This is a genomic window from Dyella marensis, from assembly GCF_049532885.1.
GTDB classification, from domain to species: domain Bacteria; phylum Pseudomonadota; class Gammaproteobacteria; order Xanthomonadales; family Rhodanobacteraceae; genus Dyella_D; species Dyella_D marensis.
The window spans coordinates 2,126,319-2,146,553 of the sequence record NZ_CP064029.1; the positions used below are offsets into that span (position 1 = coordinate 2,126,319).

The window sequence follows — 20,235 nt, forward strand, 5'->3', positions numbered from 1 at the left end:
ATCTCAACGCGCCCATGCCACAATCCCATCAGCATTCCGCCAGGAATCGCAGGCAGGATGCGTCAAGGGGAAAGACCTGATCACGACGCTGTTCCACTCGCTGGAGCGGCTTTGTCGCATGCGGGTTCCGGCCCAGGGTCGGCCTAGCGCCGTCTTGCGTCTTCATCGGATGAATTGCCAGGAAGCATTATGGATTTGCTGCGGTTTCTGCTCTCGTTGCCCCTGCGCCTGCTGCGCGGCCTGCTCTATGTGATCGCGCTGCTGCTGCGGCCGCTGATCGGCAACGTGTCCTGGTCCGCGCCGGGCTGGGTGCCCGCCACGGGCGCCTTCGTCAGGCGCAAGCCGCTGCAGTCGGCCGGGCTGCTGGTCGGCGTGGTGGCGCTGGCGGCGGGCGGCTGGTTCGGCTGGGAGTGGTACAAGAACCGCCCCAAGCCGGTCGAACCCACCCGCATCACCTTCGAGGTGAGCAAGCCGGGCATCACCAACTACACCGCGCAGACCATCAGCTACGACCCGCTCACCGTGCGCTTCTCGCGTTCGGCCGCGCCGCTGGAAGGCGTCGGCAAGCCAGTCACCGCGGGTGTGGTGATGGACCCGGTGATGAAGGGGCAGTGGACCTGGGAGGACGACCGCACCCTGCGCTTCGCCCCCAGCGAGGACTGGCCGGTCGGCAAGCACTTCGAAGTGCGCTTCGACATCCCCAGGATGTTCGCGCCGCACGTGCTGATGGCCGACGACCATTTCAGCTTCGACACCGAACCCTTCGTGGTGAAGTTCGGCCGCGGCGAATTCTTCCAGGACCCGCAGGACGCCACCGCCAAGAAAACCATCCAGCCGGTGAGCTTCAACTATCCGGTGGACACCGCGCAGTTCGAGAAGCGCATCGCGCTCACGCTCAGCCAGAAGGGCAGCGCCGACAGCGATCTCAAGTTCACCGTCGTGTACGACCCGTACAAGCTGCAGGCCTGGATCCATTCCCAGCCGCTGGCCCTGCCGCGCGACGACGGCGCGGTGAAGTACGCGCTCGACAAGGGCGTGCGCAGCCTGCGCGGCGGCGACGCCTACAAGGAAAAACTCGATACCGCGGTGAAGGTGCCGGGCCTGTACAGCCTCACCATCGACGACATCTCGCCCACCCTGGTCGACAACGACAAGTACGAGCCCGAGCAGGTGCTGGTGATGGGCCTCGGCGGCACGGTGCGCGACAGCGAGCTGGCCGGCCTGACCAAGGCCTGGATCCTGCCGAACCGCAATCCGAAGGTGGACCAGTCCGACGACGACTCGCCGTACCCGTGGGACGTTTCCCAGGTCAGCGAAGACCTGCTGCGCAAGTCGCAGCCGCTCAAGCTGGAACTGGTGCCGACCGAGAACGAATACGAAGCCGGCCAGAGCTTCAAGTTCCACGCCGAACCCGGCCAGCGCATCTACGTGCGCGTGGAAAAGGGCCTGAAGTCGTTCGGCGGCTACATCCTGGGCCAGCCCAGGGTGCAGGCGCTGACCGTGCCGGACTACCCCAAGCTGCTGCGCTTCATGGCCGACGGCTCGCTGCTGTCGCTCAGCGGCAGCAAGCGCATCTCGGTGGTGTCGCGCAATCTGCCCGGCATGCGGGTGGAAGTGGGCCGCGTGCTGCCGGACCAGCTGCAGCACCTGGTCAGCCTCAACGAAGGCAACTACGCGCATCCGTCGCTCAACTACGCGTTCAGCGAAGACCACATCGTCGACCGCTTCGAGCAGAAGCGCAGCTTCCCCAAGGGCGACCCGGGCAAGGCGCATTACGAGGGCGTGGATCTCGCGCAGTACCTGAAGGACGGCAAGCGCGGCGTGTTCCTGCTGCATCTGTCCGCCTACGACGCGGCCGCCGAGAAGAAGCGCGCCGATGCCGCCAAGGCGGCGGAGCAGGGGCCGGAAGCCGCGCCGCGCACCGCCGCGGATGAAGGCGCCGACGCGGAAGGCGAAGGCGAGGCCGAGGGCGATGCCGCCGAAGCCGACACCAGCACGCCCGACCCGGCCGACACCCGCCTGGTGGTGGTCACCGACCTGGGCATGCTGGTCAAGCGTGCCGTCGACGGCAGCCAGGACGTGTTCGTGCAGTCCATCCACGACGGCCAGCCGGTGGCCGGCGCCACCGTGTCGGTGCTGGCGGTGAACGGGCAGACCCTGTTCAGCGAAAGCACCGGCGCCGACGGCGTGGTGCATTTCCCCACGCTCAAGGGCCTGGAGCGCGAGAAGCGCCCGGTGCTGTACCTGGTGAAGAAGGGCGAGGATCTCTCCTTCCTGCCGATCGGCAGCTACGACCGCCAGCTCGATTATTCGCGCTTCGACATCGGCGGCGAGCGCAACGCCACCAACCAGGGCCAGCTGTCCAGCTACCTGTTCTCCGACCGCGGCATCTACCGCCCGGGCGACACCTTCCATATCGGCCTGATCGTGCGCGCCGCCAGCTGGACGCGCAGCGTGGCCGGCGTGCCGCTGCAGGCGGAGATCGTCGACCCGCGCGGCGTGACTGTGAAGCAGCTGCCGATGAGCATGGACGCCAGCGGCTTCGGCGAACTCTCCTACGCACCGGCGGAAACCGCGCCCACCGGCACCTGGACGGTGAACCTGTACATCGTCAAGGACGGCAAGGCCGGCGCGCAGATCGGCAGCACCACCGTGCAGGTGAAGGAATTCCTGCCCGACCGCATGAAGGTCGAGGCCAGGCTGTCGCAGCAGGTGCCGGAAGGCTGGGTCAAGCCGGACCAGCTCAAGGGCCTGGTCGACGTGCAGAACCTGTTCGGCACCCCGGCGGAAAACCGCCGCGTCGAAGCCTCGCTCACCCTGCGTCCGGCCTGGCCGGCCTTCCGCAGCTGGCAGGACTACCACTTCTACGACGTGCGCCGCGCCAAGGAGGGCTACGAAGAAGCCCTGCAGGACGGCACCACCGACGACAAGGGCCATGCCGAATTCGCGCTGGACCTGAAGAAGTACGCCGACGCCACCTACCAGCTGTACTTCCTGGCCAAGGCCTATGAAGCCGAGGGCGGCCGCAACGTCGCCGCCGCCGCGCAGACCCTGGTCTCCAGCAACGACTGGCTGGTCGGCTACCGCGCCGCGGACAGCCTGGACTACGTCGGCCGCGGCTCGCCGCGCAGCGTGCACCTGGTGGCGATCGACAGCCACGCCAAGGCCACCGAGGTGAAGGACCTGCGCGCCGAGCTGATCGAGCGCCGCTATATCTCGGTGCTGACCAAGCAGGATTCGGGCGTCTACAAGTACCAGTCCAAGCTCAAGGAAATCGCCGTCAGCGAAAAGCCGCTGACCCTGACGGCCGCCGGCATGGACTACGCGCTGCCCACCGACAAGCCGGGCAACTACGCCCTGGTGATCCTGCGCGGCAGCGACCGCGTCGAGGTCAACCGGGTGGACTTCTCGGTGGCCGGCGACGCCAACGTGTCGCGCTCGCTGGACCGCAACGCCGAACTGCAGCTCAGCCTGAGCAAGCCGGACTACGCGCCGGGCGAAGCCGTCGAGATCGCCGTGCGTGCGCCTTACGCGGGCAGCGGCCTGATCACCATCGAGCGCGACAAGGTCTACGCGCACGCCTGGTTCCATGCCGACACCACCAGCTCGGTGCAGCACATCACCGTGCCGGCGGACTTCGAAGGCAACGGCTACATCAACGTGCAGTACATCCGCGATCCGTCCTCGGACGAGATCTTCATGAGCCCGCTGAGCTATGGCGTGGTGCCGTTCTCGGTCAACCTCGATGCGCGCCGCAATGCCATCAAGGTGGACGCGCCCGCGCTGGTGAAGCCGGGCGAGACGGTGACCTTCAAGCTCAGCGCGCCGCAGCCGACCAGGGCGGTGGTGTTCGCGGTGGACGAAGGCATCCTGCAGGTGGCCCGCTACAAGCTGGGCGATCCGCTGAAGTTCTTCTTCCGCAAGCGCATGCTGGAAGTGGGCACCTCGCAGATCCTCGACCTGATCCTGCCGGACTTCGAGAAGCTGATGGCCATGGCTGCCCCCGGCGGCGATGCGGATGCGGCGATCGGCCGCCAGCTGAATCCCTTCAAGCGCAAGCGCGACAAGCCGGTGGCGTTCTGGTCCGGCATCGTCGACGTGGACGGCGAGAAGGAACTGACCTACCAGGTGCCGGACTACTTCAACGGCAAGCTGCGCGTGATGGCGGTCAGCGTGTCGCCGGATCGCGTCGGTACCTTCGAAGGCGCCACCACCGTGCGCGGCGATTTCGTGCTGTCGCCGAACGTGCCCACCACCCTGGCCCCGGGCGACGAGGCCGAAGTGAGCGTGGGCGTGGCCAACAATCTCACGGGCCTGGGTGGCAAGCCGGTGCCGGTGGCGGTCACGCTGAAGACCGGCCCGCAGCTGCAGGTGCTGGGCGAGGCCACGCAATCCTTGAGCCTGGGCGAGATGCGCGAAGGCGTGGCGCTGTTCCGCGTGAAGGCCACCGACAAGCTCGGCTCGGGCAATCTCAGCTTCAGCGCGGGCTATGGCGGCAAGTCGGCCAGGCAGAGCGTGGACCTTTCCGTGCGCCCGGCTTCGGCCTACCGCACCCAGGTCGACGTGGGCCGCGTCGATGCCGGCGCCAAGGCCGACCTGCCGGACCTGCGCAAGCTCTACGACGAATACGCCGCGCGCGATTCCGCCATCTCGCCGCTGCCGGTGGTGCTGGCGCAGGGCCTCACCAGCTATCTGGTGAACTACCAGAACTACTGCAGCGAGCAGATCATCAGCTCGGCCATGCCGCGCCTGGTGCTGCCGAAGTGGCCGGTGGTGCCGGTGTTCGCGCATGCGCTGCAGCCGGCCTTCGAAGCCAAGAAGCTCAGCAACGAGGAAGCGCTGTCCAACTTCCTCGACGTGCTGCATTCGCGCCAGAACGGGCAGGGCGGCTTCGGCCTGTGGGCGGCCACGCCCGACGCCGAGCCGTTCGTGTCGGCCTATGCGATGAACTTCCTGATCGAAGCGCGCGACCGCGGCGTGAGCGTGCCGGCGGACATGTTCAATGCCGGCAACACCTACCTGCGCCAGCTCGCCGGCGACAACGGCATGGACTCGCTGGACAAGCTGCGCCAGCGCGCCTACGCCGTGTACCTGCTGACCCGCCAGGGCAATGTCACCACCAACGACCTGGCGGCCGTGCAGAAGCGCCTGCAGGATGCGTACCCGGACCAGTGGAAGAACGACCTGGCCGCGGCCTGGCTGGCCGCTTCGTACCAGCTGCTGAAGCAGGACAAGCAGGCCGCGCAGCTGATCGCCGGCCCGCAGAAGCTGCTGGAGCGCAGCGACCGCGACAAGCACTACGTCTACGGCTACTACTACGACGCGCTGATCCGCGATTCCAGCGTGCTCTATGTGCTGGGCAAGCACTTCCCCGAGCGGGCGAAGAACCTGTCGCCGCGCGTGTGGGAGAACATCGGCTACGCGCTGTCGCACCGCTGGTACAACACGCTGTCCTCGTCGATGACCATCCTGGCGCTGGACGCCTACGCCAACGACGCGGCCGCCGACGTGGCCAAGCTCGGCATCGACGAAGTGCACGCCGACGGCAGCGTCAAGGCCATCGCCACCTTGCAGGGCAACCTGGTGCAGGCCGGCAGCTGGAGCGCCGCGGCGGCCCGCCTGCGCTACGTCAACGGCGGCGCGCTGCCGGCCTGGTACGTGGCCAGCCAGGGCGGCTACGACCGCGACGCGCCGGCCAAGGCGGTGAAGGACGGCATCGAGATCATCCGCGAATACACCGACACCAGCGGCAAGGCGCTTAGCGAGGTGAAGGTGGGCGAGGAGATCGACGTGCACGTGAAGATCCGCGCCACCCGCGACGAGGGCGTCTCCAACGTGGCCATCGTCGACCTGCTGCCCGGCGGCTTCGAGCCGGTGATCCAGCCGCCGCCGGAAGTGACTGACCACCAGGAGGACGGCAGCGAGCAGAACGACGCCGGCGGCGACAGCAAGGTCGAGGCCAGCGCCTGGCGCTCGCCGATCGGCCTGTCCAGTTCCACCTGGATGCCGGAATACGCCGACATCCGCGAGGACCGCGTGGTGATCTACGGCACCGCCACCCCGGACGTGCGCCAGTTCGTGTACCGCATCAAGGCCACCAACGCCGGCAAGTTCATCGTGCCGCCGGCGTACGGCGAGTCGATGTACGACCGCACGATCCAGGCGCGCTCGCCGGGCGGTACGACGTTGACGGTGAGCAAGCCGTAAGACCTATCGACCGGCGTAGGTTGGGGTGAGCGCAGCGAACCCCAACGTGGCGGCCACGCGGCCAGTCCCGTTGGGGTTCGCCTCCGGCTCACCCCAACCTACGCCAGCGCTGCTGGAACGATGAAAGCCGTACTCGCCAACTCCGCCGTCAAAGCCCTCACCCGCTGGATCCTCCGCTGGCAGAACTGGCTCGTCGGCGCCGTGCTGATCGCCGCCGTGCTGGCGGGCCTGCGCCTGTGGCCGCACCAGCGCCTGCGCACATGGCTGCCTTCCTCCACCGCCGTCTACGACGCCAAGGGCCGCCTGCTGCGCCTCACCCTGGCCAGCGACGACCGCTACCGCCTGTGGGTGCCGCTGAAGGACATCTCGCCGCAGCTGGTGCAGGGCGTGCTGCTGCACGAGGACCGCTGGTACCGCTGGCATGCCGGCTTCAATCCCTATGGCCTGGCGCGCGGCGCCTGGGTCACCTATGTGCGCCACGGCAATCCGCAGGGCGGCTCCACCGTGACCATGCAGCTGGCGCGCCTGCTGTGGCGGCTCAATACGCGTTCGCCGCTGGGCAAGCTGCGCCAGCTCGGGCGCGCGGTGCAGCTGGAGCTGTTCTATTCGAAGGACGAGATCCTCGAGGCCTATCTCAACTACGCGCCGTACGGGCGCAACGTGGAAGGCGTGGGCGCCGCCAGCCTGGCCTATTTCGACCGGCCGCCCGCCGCGCTCACCTTGCCCGAAGCGCTGACCCTGGCCGTGGTGCCGCAGGACCCGACCCGCCGCCTGCGCGCCGGCGGCGAGGCAGCGGACGCCGCGCCGGACGTGATCAACCGCCACCTCGCCGACTCGCGCAACCGCCTCTACGCGCGCTGGCTGCAGCAGCACCCCGCCGACGCCGCGCTGAAGCCGCTGTTCGCGCTGCCGCTCAACCTGCGTTCGCTGTCGCGCCTGCCGTTCGAGGCGCCGCATGCGGTGGAGCAGCTGCTCAATGCGCGGCGGCTGGAGGCCGGCAACACCGACAGCCGCGTCGCCTCCACGCTGGACCTGGACCTGCAGCACGACCTGGAACGCCAGGTCGCGCGCTATATCGAACGCAACCAGTCGCGCGGCGTGCGCAATGCGGCGGCGATCCTGGTCGATACGCGCGACATGGCGATCAAGGCGATGATCGGCTCGGCCGGCTATGGCGACGCCGCCATCCACGGCCAGGTCAACGGCACCCAGGCCAAGCGCTCGCCGGGTTCGACGCTCAAGCCCTTCATCTACGCGCTGGGCTTCGACCAGGGCGTGCTGCATCCGCAGACCGTGCTGCGCGACGTGCCGACCTCGTTCGGCCCGTACACGCCGGAGAATTTCGACGGCCATTTTCTCGGGCCGGTCACCGCGACCGAAGCGCTGGTGCGCAGCCGCAATATCCCCGCGGTGTGGGTGGCCTCGCAGCTGCACGGGCCGAGCTTCTATCAGTTCCTGCGCGAGGCCGGCATCGGCCGCCTGGCCAGCGAGAAGCACTACGGCCTGGCCCTGGTGCTGGGTGGCGGCGAAGTGACCATGCAGGAGCTGGCCGGCCTGTACGCCATGCTGGCCAACCGCGGCGAACTGAAGCCGCTGCGCCTGGCCGCGAACGATCCGCTGCCGAAGCAGGGCACGCGCCTGCTCAGCGAAGAAGCCAGCTTCATGGTGATGGACATGCTGCGGCAGAACCCGCGCCCCGACGAAACCACCGGCGCGCAGCCCTACCGCCTGCCGGTGTACTGGAAGACCGGCACCTCGTGGGGCTTCCGCGACGCCTGGACCGCCGGCAGCTTCGGCCCCTACGTGCTGGTGGTGTGGGTGGGCAATTTCGACGGCAGCAGCAATCCGGCCTTCGTCGGCGTGGAAGCGGCGGCGCCGCTGTTCTTCCAGATCGTCGACGCGCTGCGCGCCGAGCAGCCGGGCATGGCCGAGCCGATCCGCCGCATGCCGGCCAATCTCAAGCGCGTGTCGATCTGCCTGGCCAGCGGCGAGCTGCCTAATCAATGGTGCCCGCAGAAGGGCACCACCTGGTTCATTCCGGGCAAGTCGCCGATCCGGGTCAGCCAGGTGCATCGCCCGGTGGTGATCGACGACGCCACCGGCAAGCCGGCCTGTCCGCCCTACGACGGCAAGCGCACCCATCTGGAGGTGTACGAGTTCTGGCCGTCCGAACTGCAGCAGGTGTTTATCCAGGCCGGCATCCCGCGCCGCACGCCGCCGCGCAACGAGGCCTGCGTCAACGGCGGCGAGGCGGTGGGCGAGCCGCCGCGCATCACCTCGCCCTTGCGCGGCAGCATCTACGCGCTGCGGCTGAAGCGGAGCGACGAGAGCCGCATTGCCTTCAGCGCGAACGGCGACGCCGCCACGCGCACGCTGTACTGGTTCGTCAACGACGCCTATGTCGGCAGCAGCGCGCCGGGGCAGCCGCTGTTCTGGCAGCCGCCGGCGGCGGGCAACTACGACGTGCGCGTGGTGGACGACCGCGGCATGAGCGATACCCGGCCGCTGGGTGTGAGCCTGGTCGAATAACGGGTACCCAGATGAAGCAGGATCGAACGACCCTGCCAACGGTCACGCCGGAGCCCGCGCGGGGCTGCGCTATGCTCCCAGGCCTGTCCCGCGCAGCCTGCCTCCGAGCGCCACGATGAAGCAGCCACCGGCCCCTTCCTATTACCGCGCCACGGCGAACGCCTACGAGCCGTACGCCGCGCTGCGCGGCCGCGCGGAAGCCAAGGTGGCCATTATCGGCGGCGGCTTCGCCGGCCTGCATACGGCGCTGGCGCTGGCCGAGCGCGGCGTGCGCGACGTGCTGCTGCTGGAGCGCGAGCAGGTCGGCTTCGGCGCCTCCGGCCGCAATGGCGGCTTCGTCTTCGCCGGCTATTCGCTGGGCGAGCAGAGCCTGCTGGACCAGCTCGGCGAGGAGCGCGCACGCGCGCTGTTCGGGCTGACCACCGCGGCGGTGGAACGCATCCGCGCGCAAGTACTGCGCTATGGCATCGACTGCGGCCTGGTCGACGAAGGCGTGCTGTGGGCCAACTGGTTCCGCGACCCGGCCGTGCTGCGCGCGCGCCAGGCGCTGCTGGAAAAACACTACGGCGTGCAATGGGAATGGGTGCCGCAGCAGGCGCTGCGCGAACGCGTGCATACCGCGCGCTATTTCGACGGACTGTACGAGCGCAACGCCTTCCATCTGCATCCGCTCAACTTCGCCATCGGCCTGGCCGCGGCCGCCGCGGGGCAGGGCGTGCGCATCCATGAAAACACCGACGCCTGGCAGCTGCGCCGCGACGGCCTGCGCTGGCGCGTGGAAACCGACCAGGGCACGGTGCTGGCCGAGCACGTGGTGCTGGCCTGCGGCGGCTACCTGGCCGGCCTGCAGCGGCGCATCGACCGCGCCATCCTGCCGATCGCCACCTATGTGATGGCCACCGAGCCGCTGGGCGAGCGCCTGCGCGACTGCCTGGACACGCGCGCGGCGATCTACGACACGCGCTTCGCCTTCGACTACTACCGCCCGCTGCCGGACACGCGCCTGCTGTGGGGCGGGCGCATTTCCATCCGCAACCGCTCGCCGCAGGCGGTGCGCCGCCTGCTGATGCGCGACCTGCTGCGCGTGTTCCCGTCGCTGAAGGACGTGCGCGTCGACTTCGCCTGGTCCGGCCTGATGAGCTACGCGCGCCACCAGATGCCGCAGATCGGAGGCGGCGAGGAAGGCCTGTGGTGGGCGCAGGCCTTCGGCGGCCATGGCCTGGCGCCGACCTGCGCGGCGGGCGGGCTGCTGGCCGCGGCCATTGCCGAGCGGGATGGCGGCTGGAAGCAGTTCGCCGATTACGGCCTGGCCAGCGCGCATCGTCCCGCCGGCTATCTGGCGGCACAGGCGAGCTACTGGTGGCACCAGGGCCGCGATTGGTTCAAGACGAGACTGGAAGCATGACGAACGAACACAGCGCGGAAATCACCTGGGCCGACTTCGAGAAAGTGCTGCTGGTGGCCGGCACGGTCACGCGGGTGGAAGCGTTTCCCGAGGCGCGCAAGCCGGCCTGGAAAGTGTGGGTGGATTTCGGCCCCTACGGCGAGAAGAAGACCAGCGCGCAGATCGCCGCGCTATACCGCGCGGAAGATCTGGTCGGCCGGCAGGTCGTCGGCGTGATCAATTTTCCGGAGAAGCAGATCGGGCCGTTCCGCTCGCAGTTCCTGCTGACCGGATTTCCCACCGACGAGGGCGTGGTGCTGACGGCGATCGAACGGCCGGTGCCGAACGGCACGCGCCTCGCTTAGACCACGGCTCGCCCGCGGCCGGCCATATCCGCTCCATACAGGGCCGGCATGCTGCGGCACCTCCCACGATCAGGACGAACGATGAACCAGCCGCTCCGCCTTCTTCTCGCCGGCGCCGTCGCGCTGGCCTGCGCCCAGCTCCACGCCAGCGATGCCGACGACCGCGGCTGGACCACGCCGGAAAAGCCGTTCCGCATCTACGGCGATACCTGGTACGTCGGCACGCACGGCCTCAGCGCCATCCTGATCACCTCGCCGCAAGGCCACGTGCTGATCGACGGCACCCTGCCGGAGAACGCCAGGCTGGTGGAGCAGAACATCCGCGCGCTCGGCTTCCGCCTCGGCGACGTCAAGGCCATCCTCAACTCGCACGCGCATGCCGATCATGCCGGCGCGATCGCCGCGCTGGCCGCGGCCAGCGGTGCGCAGGTCTACGCCAGCCACTACGGCGCGGAAGAGCTGAAGGCCGGCGGCGATTACGCGGAAGATCCGCAGAACGGCGAGGCGCCGCATTTCCCCAAGGTGGCCAAGGTCAACGAAGTGCCCGACGGCGGCACGGTGAAGGTTGGCGACATCGTGGTGACCGCGCATTACACGCCGGGCCATACGCCGGGCGCGACCACCTGGACCTGGCGCTCCTGCGACAAGCAGCGCTGCCTGGACGTGGTCTATGCCGACAGCATCACCGCCTTCACCAACGGCGTGTACCGCTACAGCGATCCGGCGCATCCGGAGCGCGTCACGGGTTTCCGCAAGACCTTCGACATCGTCGGCGCGCTGCCCTGCGACGTGCTGGTCACCACGCATCCGGACATGAGCGATTTCCTCGAACGCGCCGCCGCGCATCGCGCGGGCAAGCAGCCGGACCCGCTGTTCGACCGCAACGCATGCAAGGCGCTGGCGCAGTCGTCAGTGGTGAAGTTCGAGGAGAAGCTGAAGGAAGAGCGGGCTGCCAAGAAGCCCTGAGGGCGCCTACCTCGTCATTCCGGCGCAGGCCGGAATCCAGTAGCGAGGTGCTGCATTCAATGCGTGCAGCTCCAAGATGCAGCTCTTGAATGCCCCCGCGGCAATCGGACGTTACAGTCACTGGATTCCGGCCTGCGCCGGAATGACGAGCTTGGGAGGATGAGGCGCGTGGGGCAGTGATGCATCAACCCCCGCGATCCAGCCACACCTCCAGCCCCTGCGCATTGAGCTCGATATCCATGCCCAGGATCCGCAGCAGCTCGTCGCGCGTTCCCTTCCAGCCATGCGCGGCCAGGCGCCCGGCGTAGAGATCGGTCAGCGCCCACTTCAGCTCCTCGTGGCGCTTGTCCTTCGGCTCGCCGCGCACCGCATGGCCCAGGCTCACCATCGCGTCGATCTGCTGGTGCAGCCCCTTGGCGAGGCGCTCGATATCGCCGACGGGGCCGAAGTGGGTGACGTACATGGCGTCCGGTTTCAGCGCGACCAGGCGGTCGATCGACTGGTGCAGCGCGTCGGGTTCGAACTGCACCGGCGTGCTGGTGGGGATCGCGTAGGGGCCGCGTTCCGTGTCGAACTCGCGATAGGACAGGCCGAAGGTATCGCCGGTGAAACAGGCCCGGCCCCGCTCGTCGTACACGCACAGATGATGCTTCGCATGGCCGGGCGTATCCAGGCAGCGCAGCGGACGTCCCTGCAGTTCCACCACGTGGCCTTCCGGCGCTTCCACCACGCGTTCGGCGGGAATCGGCCGCAGCCGTCCGTAGGTTTTCTCCATCACCGCTTCGCCGTACACGGCGCTGGCGCCGGCCCACAACTGCGTGGGATCGATCAGGTGCCGCGCACCGCGCGGATGCACCACCGCCCTGGCGTTCGGCAGCCGCGCCATCAGTTCGCCGGCGCCGCCGGCGTGGTCCAGGTGCACGTGGGTGAGGATCAGCCAGTCCACCTGTTCCGGCGTCAGGCCGGCCTGGTCCAGCGCTTCGAGCATGCGCGGCACGGCATGGTTGGTGCCGCAGTCGATAAAGGCGCCATGGCCTTGCTCGGCCACCAGGTAGGCGGCATCGAAGCGTGGACGCACGAAGCCGGTGTCGATGACGTGGATGCCGTGTGAGGGAGCCATATCCGCCTTCGCCGTGGGACACGCGCCGCAGCGTAGCAAACTGGAGCGCGCCCGCGCGCCGGCTCTTGTGCCGCACCGCGGCAAAGGCTAGACATGCACGGACCGCCGCTGGATCCGACGCCATGACCCCCGCTCTCATGACGCATTACCTGCTCCTGGTGCTCGACCTGCTCGGCACCTTCGTATTCGCCCTCAGCGGCGCGCTGACCGGCGTGCGCCGGCAGCTGGACCTGTTCGGCGTGCTGGTGCTGTCCTTCGCCGCGGGCAACGCCGGCGGCATCACCCGCGACCTGCTGATCGGCGCCACGCCGCCGGCGGCGATCGCGGACTGGCGCTACCTGGCGGTGTCGGTGCTGGCCGGCATCGTCACCTTCTACCGCTACGGGCTGATCGAACGGCTGAAGAATCCGGTGCAGATGTCCGACGCGGCGGGCCTGGCGCTGTTCGCCGTGGCCGGCGCGCAGAAGGCGCTGGCGCATGGGCTCAATCCCGCCATGGCCGCCTTGCTCGGCATGCTCACCGGCGTGGGCGGCGGCATCCTGCGCGACGTGCTGGTCACGCAGATTCCGACCGTGCTGCGCGCGGACCTGTACGCCGTGGCCGCGCTGGCCGGCGCCGCCATCGTGGTGGCCGGCGACCTGCTGCAGGTGCCGCCCACCGTGTCCACCCTGGCCGGTGCGGCGGTGTGCTTCGGCCTGCGCTTCATGGCGATCCGCCACGGCTGGCACCTGCCGCGCGCGGCGGGCGGGCAGGAGCCGCCCACCGGATAAGGCTCAGCTGGCGTCGTGGAAGATGATGCCCAGCGTATGGCGCCGCCCCGAGCGCAGCTCGCTCACACCGTGCCGCAGGTTCACCCGGTAGCTGCCGCGGCTGCCGCGCACGGGGCGGTGATGCACGGCGAAGATCACCGCATCGCCCTCGCTCAGGGGCACCACGTGCGGACGCGACTGCATGCGCGGGCGCTGCTCGGTCAGCACGAACTCGCCGCCGGTGAAATCGCGCCACGGTTCCGACAGCAGCACCGCCACCTGCAGCGGAAACACGTGCTCGCCGTAGAGGTCCTGGTGCAGGCAGTTGTAGTCGCCGGTGCCGTAGCGCAGCAGCAGCGGCGTGGGTCGCTGCTGGCCGGCGTGGTGGCAGCGTTCGAGGAACTCGGCGTACCGCTGCGGATAGCGCACGCCGATGCCCATGGTTTCGTTCCACTGGTTGGCCAGCGGCACCAGCCGCGGATACAGCGCCGCGCGCAATTCGCCGACGGGCGAGGGCAGGGGATAGCCGAAGTACTGGTATTCGCCACGGCCGAAGCCGTGGCGGGCCATCACCACCTTGCTGCGGAACAGCGCGGGGCGGTCGTACAGCGAGGCGATGCGGTCGCAGGCTTCCGGCGCGAGCAGGCCCGGGAGCATGGCGTGGCCTTGCGCGTCGAGCTGCTGCAGCACGAGCGGCCAGTCGAACGCGGCCAGGCGTGCCTCGACGTCATCGCCCAGCGCCGCTTCCAGCATCGCGCTCATGCCCGCGCCTCCCGCGCCAGCAGCGCGCGCTTGCGTTCCACGCCCCAGCGATAACCCGACAGCGCACCGTCGCCGCGGATCACCCGGTGGCAGGGCACCGCCATGGCCAGCGCATTGGCGCCGCAGGCCAGCGCCACGGCGCGCGAGGCGTCCGGCATGCCGATGCGCAGCGCGACTTCCTTGTAGCTGGCGGTGGCGCCGGCGGGGATCGCGCGCAGCGCTTCCCACACCTTGCGCTGGAACGGCGTGCCGCGCAGGTCGAGCGTGGCGTCGAAGGGCGCGTGCGGATGCTCGATCAAGGCAGCGGTTTGCACCAGCGTGCCGGCCAGCGCGCCGTCGTCGCGCGACAGATCGGCCTGCGGAAAGCGCTGGCGCAGATCCGCTTCCAGCGCCTTGGCGTGCTCGCCGAACAGGATCGCGCACACGCCGCGTTCGCTCGCCGCCACCAGCAGCAGGCCCAGCGGCGAACTGCCGATGCCGTAGCGCAGCGTTTCGCGCACGCGCTCCGGATGGCAGCGCGCGCAGGGACGGAAGCCGGCGCGCTCGGCCTCTTCGCGGCTGGCGTGGAAGGCGACGTTCTCGGGCCGCGCGGGGCGCGCCGCGCACGAAGGTTTGCAATACACGCCGGTGCTGCGCACCGAGTACCAGAACGAGCCGTCCGCGCTCCGGTCGCGGTTGCGCAGCTGGCTCCAGCGCGGATCGCGCAGGGTGGCGTCGATGTGGTCTTTCATGCGGGCGGCAGCGTTCATGGCGCGTCTCCTGGTTCGAGGGTGAAGCCAGCTTAGGTTTCGCGCGAGCTGCGGACACTCCGGTTCTTGCTGTGATCGTTGCCATGAAAAAGCGCCGCACTAGGCGGCGCTTCTTCTCTCTACTTCCCAGGGGCGAACCCTTCTCCCTCCGGCGACCCGAAGGTAGTCCCCGTGGGAGAGAAGGTGGCGGCAGCCGGATGAGGGTTCGGCCGGAGCGATACACATCACTCTTGCGCTTCGCCCGCACCCTCACCCCAGCCCCTCTCCCGACGGGAGAGGGGCTCAAGCTCACAGCGACTCGAAAATCCCCGCCGCGCCCATGCCGGTGCCGATGCACATCGTCACCATGCCGTACTTCTGCTTGCGCCGGCGCATGCCGTGCACCAGGGTGGCGGCGCGGATGGCGCCGGTGGCGCCGAGCGGGTGGCCGAGCGCGATGGCGCCGCCGAGCGGGTTGATCTTCGACGGATCCAGGCCCAGGTCCTTGATCACCGCCAGCGACTGCGCGGCGAAGGCTTCGTTGAGTTCGATCCAGTCCAGCTGGTCCTGCGTCAGGCCGGCCTGCTTGAGCGCCTTGGGAATCGCTTCCTTCGGGCCGATGCCCATGATCTCCGGACGCACGCCGGCCACCGAGTAGCTGACGAAGCGGGCGATCGGGGTGAGGCCGTATTCCTTGATGGCCGCTTCGCTGGCCAGCAGCACCGCGCCGGCGCCGTCGGAGGTCTGCGAGGAATTGCCGGCGGTGACCGAGCCGCCGAACTGGCCGTTGCGGAACACCGGCTTGAGCTTGCCCAGCACCTCGACCGTGCTGCCCGGGCGCGGGCCTTCGTCGGTGTCGATCAGACGGCTGTCCGTCTTGATCGAACGCGTGGCGAGATCCGGGTAATGGTCGTCGAGCTTGAACGGGGTGATCTCGTCCTTGAACTCGCCGGCCTTGATCGCGGCCAGCGCGCGCTCATGGCTGGCGGCGGCGAAGCTGTCCTGTTCCTCGCGGCTGATCTTCCACTGCTTGGCCACGTTCTCGGCGGTGATGCCCATGCCGTAGGCGATGCCGATGTGCTCGTTATCGAAGATGCCGGGATTCATCGCCACCTTGTGGCCCATCATCGGCACCATGCTCATGCTCTCGGTGCCGGCGGCGATCATCAGGTCCGCCTCGCCCAGGCGGATGCGGTCGGCGGCCTGCGCGATGGCCTGCACGCCGGACGAGCAGAAACGGTTGACGGTGACGCCCGGCACGGTGTCCGGCAGGCCGGCCAGCAGCAGGCCGATGCGGGCCACGTTCATGCCTTGCTCGGCCTCAGGCATGGCGCAGCCGACGATCACGTCGCCGATGCGGTGCGCGTCGATGCCCGGCGCCTGCGCCATCACGGCGCGGATCACGTGGGCCAGCATGTCGTCGGGACGGGTGTTGCGGAACACGCCGCGCGGCGCCTTGCCGACCGGGGTGCGGGTGGCGGCGACGATGTAGGCGTCTTGCACTTGCTTGCTCATTGGCTTTCTCCGAAAGCCGGGAATCGGGAATAGGGAATAGGGAATCGAGTCCCAGCCCGTCGCGAATCCGGCCTAACTGACTATTGATAGATAGCGAGGTTCGGGGAACGGCGCTTTACCTATTCCCCATTCTCTATTCCCGATTCTCAATTACGCAGCGGCTTGCCGGTGCTCATCGTGTGAGCGATGCGCGCCTGGGTCTTTTCCGTCTGCGCCAGTTCCACGAAGTGCTTGCGCTCCAGCGCCAGCAGCCATTCCTCGTCCACCAGCGAACCGCGCTCGATGACGCCGCCGCACAAGGTGTCGGCGATGCGCGTGGCGATCTCGACGTCGTGCTCGGAGGCGAAATAGCCGGCCAGCATGTTGGCCAGCGAGGCGCGGAAAGTGGCCGTGCCGACGTCGCCGGCGACCGGGATGCTGCGCGCCGGCAGCGGCGGGCGGTAGCCGCTCTCGGCCAGCGCGCGCGCCACCTGCTTGGCCACGTAGAGCAGCTCGTAGGCGTTGAACACCACCACGTCGCTGTCGCGCAGCAGGCCCAGCTGCTTGGCCTCCAGCGCGCTGCCGGAGACCTTGGCCATGGCCACCGTCTCGAACACCTTCTTCAGCGCCTCGAACGGATCGGCCGGATTGGCCTGCGCCGCGCGGATCGCCAGCTCGTGCAGGCCGCCGCCGGCCGGCAGCAGGCCCACGCCCGCCTCGACCAGGCCGATATAGCTTTCCAGCGCCGCCACGGTGCGCGCCGAATGCATCTGGAATTCGCAGCCGCCGCCCAGGGCCAGGCCGCGCACGGCCGACACCACCGGCACCAGCGAGTGCTTGATGCGCATGCTGGTGCGCTGGAAGTTGGCCACCATCGCCTCGAAGTCGCCCAGCTTGCCGGCCTGCAGCAGGCCCAGCGCGCCCTTCAGGTCCGCGCCGGCGGAGAACGGTTCGCCGGTCTGCCAGATCACCACGGCCTTCAGCTGCTGCTCGGCGACGTCGATCGCCTGCTGGATGCCGTCGAGCACCTGGTCGTTGACCGTGTTCATCTTGGTCTTGAACGAGATGATGCCCACGCCGTCGTCGCCCAGCGTCCACAGGCGCACGCCGTCGTTCTCCCACACCGTGCTGCCCTGGTCGAACTTCTCGCCCAGGATCGGATCCGGGAACAGCTGGCGCCGGTACACCGGATGCTGCGAGCGCAGCTTGTCGGCGTTGGCGCCGGCCGAGTACGAACCGCTCTTGCCGTGCACGCCGCTGCGGCCGTCGGTCACCCACTTCGGCAGCGGGGCCTTGCTCATGGCCTTGCCGGCGGCGATGTCTTCCTCGATCCACTTGGCCACCTGCTGCCAGCCGGCGGCCTGCCAGGTCTCGAACGGGCCGAGCTTCCAGCCGTAGCCCCAGCGGATGGCGAAGTCGACGTCGCGCGCGGTGTCGGCGATGTCGGCCAGGTGATAGGCGGTGTAGTGGAACAGGTCGCGGAAGGTGGCCCACAGGAACTGCGCCTGCGGGTCGGCGCTGGCGCGCAGCTTGGCGAACTTCTCCGCCGGGTCCTTGATGGCGAGGATGGCGGCCACTTCGTCGGAAGCCTTCTGCTCCGAGGCGCGGTAGTCGCGCTTGGCCACGTCCAGCACCACGATGTCCTTGCCGGCCTTGCGGTAGAAGCCGGCGCCGGTCTTCTGGCCCAGAGCGCCCTGGTCGATCAGGCCCTGCAGCCAGGCGGGCGCTTTGAAGTACTCGTGCCACGGGTCGTCGGCCAGCGTGTCGGCCATGGTCTTGATCACGTGCGCCATGGTGTCCAGGCCCACCACGTCGGCGGTGCGGTAGGTGGCGCTCTTGGGACGGCCCACGGCCGGGCCGGTGAGCGCGTCGACCACGTCGAAGCCGAGCTTGAACTGCTCGGTGTGGTGCATGGTGGCGAGCATGGAGAACACGCCGATGCGGTTGCCGATGAAGTTCGGCGTGTCCTTGGCGTAGACCACGCCCTTGCCGACCACGGTGGTGAGGAAGGCTTCCAGGCCCTGCAGCACGTTGGCGTCGGTGAGGCGGGTCGGGATCAGCTCGACCAGGTGCATGTAGCGCGGCGGATTGAAGAAGTGCACGCCGGTGAAGCGGTGGCGCATGTCTTCCGGCAGCGCTTCGGCCAGGCCGTTGATCGACAGGCCCGAGGTGTTGCTGGCCAGCACGGCGTGCGGCGCGACGTAGGGCGCGATCTTCCTGTAGAGGTCCAGCTTCCAGTCCATCCGTTCGGCGATCGCCTCGATCACCAGGTCGACGTCCTTGAGGTGTTCGAGGTCGTCGTCGTAGTTGGCCGGGATGATCGCGGCGGCGCGGCTGCCGTCGGCCAGCGGAGCGGGGGAGAGCTTCTTCAGGTTCTCGATCGCCTTGAGGGCGATGCCGCTCTTGGGACCTTCCTTGGCGGGCAGGTCGAACAGCACGGTCTCGACATTGGCGTTGGTCAGGTGCGCGGCGATCTGCGCGCCCATGACGCCGGCGCCGAGCACCGCGGCCTTGCGGATGCGCAGCGGATGGGATGCGACTGGAGCGGTCATTGGCTTCTCCGTGGGACGGACACTTGAGGGGTGTTGAAACGCGAAGGAGACCGTTGCCGGCCTCCGTAAGGAAATCAGGGGGCGTTGAGGCCGGCGGCGGCGAAGCGGATCAGGTGCTCCGCCGTCTGTTCACGATGCACCCGCTCGGTGACATCGCTTTTGCGCTGGATCATGCCGAAGCCGGACATGGCATGGGTCAGCGCGCCGGTGACCAGGTCGACCCGCCAGTACAGTTCTTCCCGGCTCAGCTGGGGCAGCAGGCGGCCGAACTCGGCGGTGAACTGGCGCATGACGTGGCCGTAGTTCTCCGACAGGAACTTGCGCAGGGTGTCGTCGTGCTCGGCGAAGGCGCGCGCCAGTACGCGCATGAACAGCGAGCCGCTGCCTTCGTGGGACAGCTCCAGCGCCGGCTTGATGAAGGCGGCCAGCACGTCCTCGAGGCTGGTTTCCGGCAGGCCGGCGATGCGCGACAGGGCGGTCATGCGGTGGCCGTTGAGCTGGTCCAGGCGGCGGCGGAAGACCTCTTCGATCAGGCGGTCCTTGCTGCCGAAGTGGTAGTTCACGGCGGCCAGGTTGACGCCCGCGGCGGCGGTGAGCTGGCGCAGCGAGGCGCCGTCGAAACCGTGCCGGGCGAACAGCTCCTCGGCGGCGGTCAGGATGCGTTCCTTGGTCGAATGCGGCACGGCTTGCAAGCGGGCGGTCCCCCGGGTGGCTACGGCAGGAATCAAACGATCGTTTGAGCATACGGGGGAGGAATCCCTGCCGTCAAACGATCGTTTACAACGCCCGGCGCCCGGCTTGCGAATCAGTTAGAATCTGTCAGACTTTCGTGAGCTAAATCCTCTAAACGTCATCGGATTTGGCCTACTTTGCTGGCTAGCCTGGCCAGACCGCCCACTCAGATACCAGTTTTTCCGGAGCAGACTACTCATGGCGCTGGAGCGCACCCTTTCCATCATCAAGCCCGACGCCGTCGCCAAGAACGTCATCGGCGAAATCTACGCCCGTTTCGAGAAGGCTGGCCTCAAGGTCGTCGCCGCCAAGCAGAAGCAGCTGTCGCGCCAGGAAGCCGAAGGCTTCTACGCCGTGCACAAGGAGCGCCCGTTCTTCAAGGCGCTGGTCGAATTCATGATCTCCGGCCCGGTGATGATCCAGGTGCTGGAAGGCGACAACGCCGTGCTCAAGCACCGCGAGCTGATGGGCGCCACCAATCCGAAGGAAGCCGCGCCGGGCACCATCCGCGCCGATTTCGCCGATTCGATCGACGCGAATGCGGTGCATGGTTCGGATGCGTCTGAAACCGCACAGGTCGAGATTGCGTATTTCTTCGCCGCGACCGAAGTGCATTCCAGGTAATCCACCGCGGCGCCCGTGCAACG

The 20,235-nt window shown here is 68.5% G+C and carries 13 protein-coding genes; 7 read left to right on the top strand and 6 right to left on the bottom strand.

The window, feature by feature from the left end; genetic code table 11:
- Nucleotides 1-189: 189 nt before the first annotated feature.
- The 5 genes from ISN75_RS09420 (at nucleotide 190) to bla (ending at nucleotide 11,451) form a co-directional block, all read left to right on the top strand.
- The gene (locus ISN75_RS09420) at nucleotides 190-6,207 is read left to right on the top strand and encodes an MG2 domain-containing protein (RefSeq protein WP_343821341.1); all 6,018 of its coding nucleotides are present in this window, start codon (nucleotides 190-192) and stop codon (nucleotides 6,205-6,207) included.
- 120 nt (nucleotides 6,208-6,327) lie between these two features.
- Nucleotides 6,328-8,736 carry a penicillin-binding protein 1C gene (gene pbpC, locus ISN75_RS09425; protein WP_343821339.1) on the top strand — a complete coding sequence of 803 codons (2,409 nt, stop codon included), beginning with the start codon at nucleotides 6,328-6,330 and terminating at the stop codon, nucleotides 8,734-8,736.
- 115 nt (nucleotides 8,737-8,851) lie between these two features.
- A complete protein-coding gene (locus ISN75_RS09430; RefSeq protein WP_168649545.1) occupies nucleotides 8,852-10,141 on the top strand; it encodes an NAD(P)/FAD-dependent oxidoreductase in 1,290 nt (429 codons plus the stop codon).
- Nucleotides 10,138-10,485 (top strand): tRNA-binding protein, encoded by a 348-nt coding sequence (locus tag ISN75_RS09435; protein WP_168649546.1) that lies wholly within the window; start codon nucleotides 10,138-10,140, stop codon nucleotides 10,483-10,485. Before ISN75_RS09430 ends, ISN75_RS09435 begins: the two co-directional genes overlap by 4 nt.
- Before the next feature lie 81 nt (nucleotides 10,486-10,566).
- Nucleotides 10,567-11,451, top strand: coding sequence for a subclass B3 metallo-beta-lactamase (gene bla / locus ISN75_RS09440; protein ID WP_168649547.1), 885 nt, complete (start codon nucleotides 10,567-10,569; stop codon nucleotides 11,449-11,451).
- Between the two features lie 184 nt (nucleotides 11,452-11,635).
- Here bla and ISN75_RS09445 read toward each other — a convergent pair whose 3' ends face one another.
- Nucleotides 11,636-12,571, bottom strand: a complete 936-nt coding sequence (locus ISN75_RS09445; protein ID WP_168649548.1) for an MBL fold metallo-hydrolase — start codon at nucleotides 12,569-12,571, stop codon at nucleotides 11,636-11,638.
- Between the two features lie 122 nt (nucleotides 12,572-12,693).
- On the opposite strand from ISN75_RS09445, the gene ISN75_RS09450 reads away from it, so the two are divergent.
- Nucleotides 12,694-13,341 (top strand): trimeric intracellular cation channel family protein, encoded by a 648-nt coding sequence (locus ISN75_RS09450; protein WP_168649549.1) that lies wholly within the window; start codon nucleotides 12,694-12,696, stop codon nucleotides 13,339-13,341.
- A gap of 3 nt (nucleotides 13,342-13,344) precedes the next feature.
- On the opposite strand, the gene ISN75_RS09455 is transcribed toward ISN75_RS09450, so the two are convergent.
- The 5 genes from ISN75_RS09455 to ISN75_RS09475 all read right to left on the bottom strand — a co-directional run bounded on the left by ISN75_RS09455 (nucleotide 13,345) and on the right by ISN75_RS09475 (nucleotide 19,548).
- Nucleotides 13,345-14,082 carry a 2OG-Fe(II) oxygenase gene (locus tag ISN75_RS09455; RefSeq protein WP_343821335.1) on the bottom strand — a complete coding sequence of 246 codons (738 nt, stop codon included), beginning with the start codon at nucleotides 14,080-14,082 and terminating at the stop codon, nucleotides 13,345-13,347.
- The gene (locus ISN75_RS09460) at nucleotides 14,079-14,831 is read right to left on the bottom strand and encodes a methylated-DNA--[protein]-cysteine S-methyltransferase (RefSeq protein WP_343203722.1); all 753 of its coding nucleotides are present in this window, start codon (nucleotides 14,829-14,831) and stop codon (nucleotides 14,079-14,081) included. The genes ISN75_RS09455 and ISN75_RS09460 overlap by 4 nt, the downstream gene beginning before the upstream one ends.
- A 288-nt stretch (nucleotides 14,832-15,119) precedes the next feature.
- Nucleotides 15,120-16,325, bottom strand: coding sequence for an acetyl-CoA C-acyltransferase (locus ISN75_RS09465; RefSeq protein WP_167257668.1), 1,206 nt, complete (start codon nucleotides 16,323-16,325; stop codon nucleotides 15,120-15,122).
- Between the two features lie 146 nt (nucleotides 16,326-16,471).
- Nucleotides 16,472-18,856, bottom strand: coding sequence for a 3-hydroxyacyl-CoA dehydrogenase/enoyl-CoA hydratase family protein (locus tag ISN75_RS09470; RefSeq protein WP_343821333.1), 2,385 nt, complete (start codon nucleotides 18,854-18,856; stop codon nucleotides 16,472-16,474).
- A gap of 74 nt (nucleotides 18,857-18,930) precedes the next feature.
- A complete protein-coding gene (locus ISN75_RS09475) occupies nucleotides 18,931-19,548 on the bottom strand; it encodes a TetR/AcrR family transcriptional regulator (RefSeq protein ID WP_167257666.1) in 618 nt (205 codons plus the stop codon).
- 238 nt (nucleotides 19,549-19,786) lie between these two features.
- On the opposite strand from ISN75_RS09475, the gene ndk reads away from it, so the two are divergent.
- Nucleotides 19,787-20,212, top strand: coding sequence for a nucleoside-diphosphate kinase (gene ndk / locus ISN75_RS09480; RefSeq protein WP_167257665.1), 426 nt, complete (start codon nucleotides 19,787-19,789; stop codon nucleotides 20,210-20,212).
- Nucleotides 20,213-20,235 lie beyond the last annotated feature (23 nt).

Excerpts from the sequence above, each read along its gene's own strand:
- bla (WP_168649547.1), top strand. The coding sequence starts at position 10,567 with ATGAACCAGCCGCTCCGCCTTCTTCTCGCCGGCGCCGTCGCGCTGGCC.
- ISN75_RS09435 (WP_168649546.1), top strand. The coding sequence starts at position 10,138 with ATGACGAACGAACACAGCGCGGAAATCACCTGGGCCGACTTCGAGAAA.
- ISN75_RS09465 (WP_167257668.1), bottom strand. The coding sequence starts at position 16,325 with ATGAGCAAGCAAGTGCAAGACGCCTACATCGTCGCCGCCACCCGCACC.
- ISN75_RS09450 (WP_168649549.1), top strand. The coding sequence starts at position 12,694 with ATGACCCCCGCTCTCATGACGCATTACCTGCTCCTGGTGCTCGACCTG.
- ISN75_RS09430 (WP_168649545.1), top strand. The coding sequence starts at position 8,852 with ATGAAGCAGCCACCGGCCCCTTCCTATTACCGCGCCACGGCGAACGCC.
- ISN75_RS09470 (WP_343821333.1), bottom strand. The coding sequence starts at position 18,856 with ATGACCGCTCCAGTCGCATCCCATCCGCTGCGCATCCGCAAGGCCGCG.
- ndk (WP_167257665.1), top strand. The coding sequence starts at position 19,787 with ATGGCGCTGGAGCGCACCCTTTCCATCATCAAGCCCGACGCCGTCGCC.
- pbpC (WP_343821339.1), top strand. The coding sequence starts at position 6,328 with ATGAAAGCCGTACTCGCCAACTCCGCCGTCAAAGCCCTCACCCGCTGG.
- ISN75_RS09460 (WP_343203722.1), bottom strand. The coding sequence starts at position 14,831 with ATGAACGCTGCCGCCCGCATGAAAGACCACATCGACGCCACCCTGCGC.
- ISN75_RS09445 (WP_168649548.1), bottom strand. The coding sequence starts at position 12,571 with ATGGCTCCCTCACACGGCATCCACGTCATCGACACCGGCTTCGTGCGT.
- ISN75_RS09420 (WP_343821341.1), top strand. The coding sequence starts at position 190 with ATGGATTTGCTGCGGTTTCTGCTCTCGTTGCCCCTGCGCCTGCTGCGC.
- ISN75_RS09455 (WP_343821335.1), bottom strand. The coding sequence starts at position 14,082 with ATGAGCGCGATGCTGGAAGCGGCGCTGGGCGATGACGTCGAGGCACGC.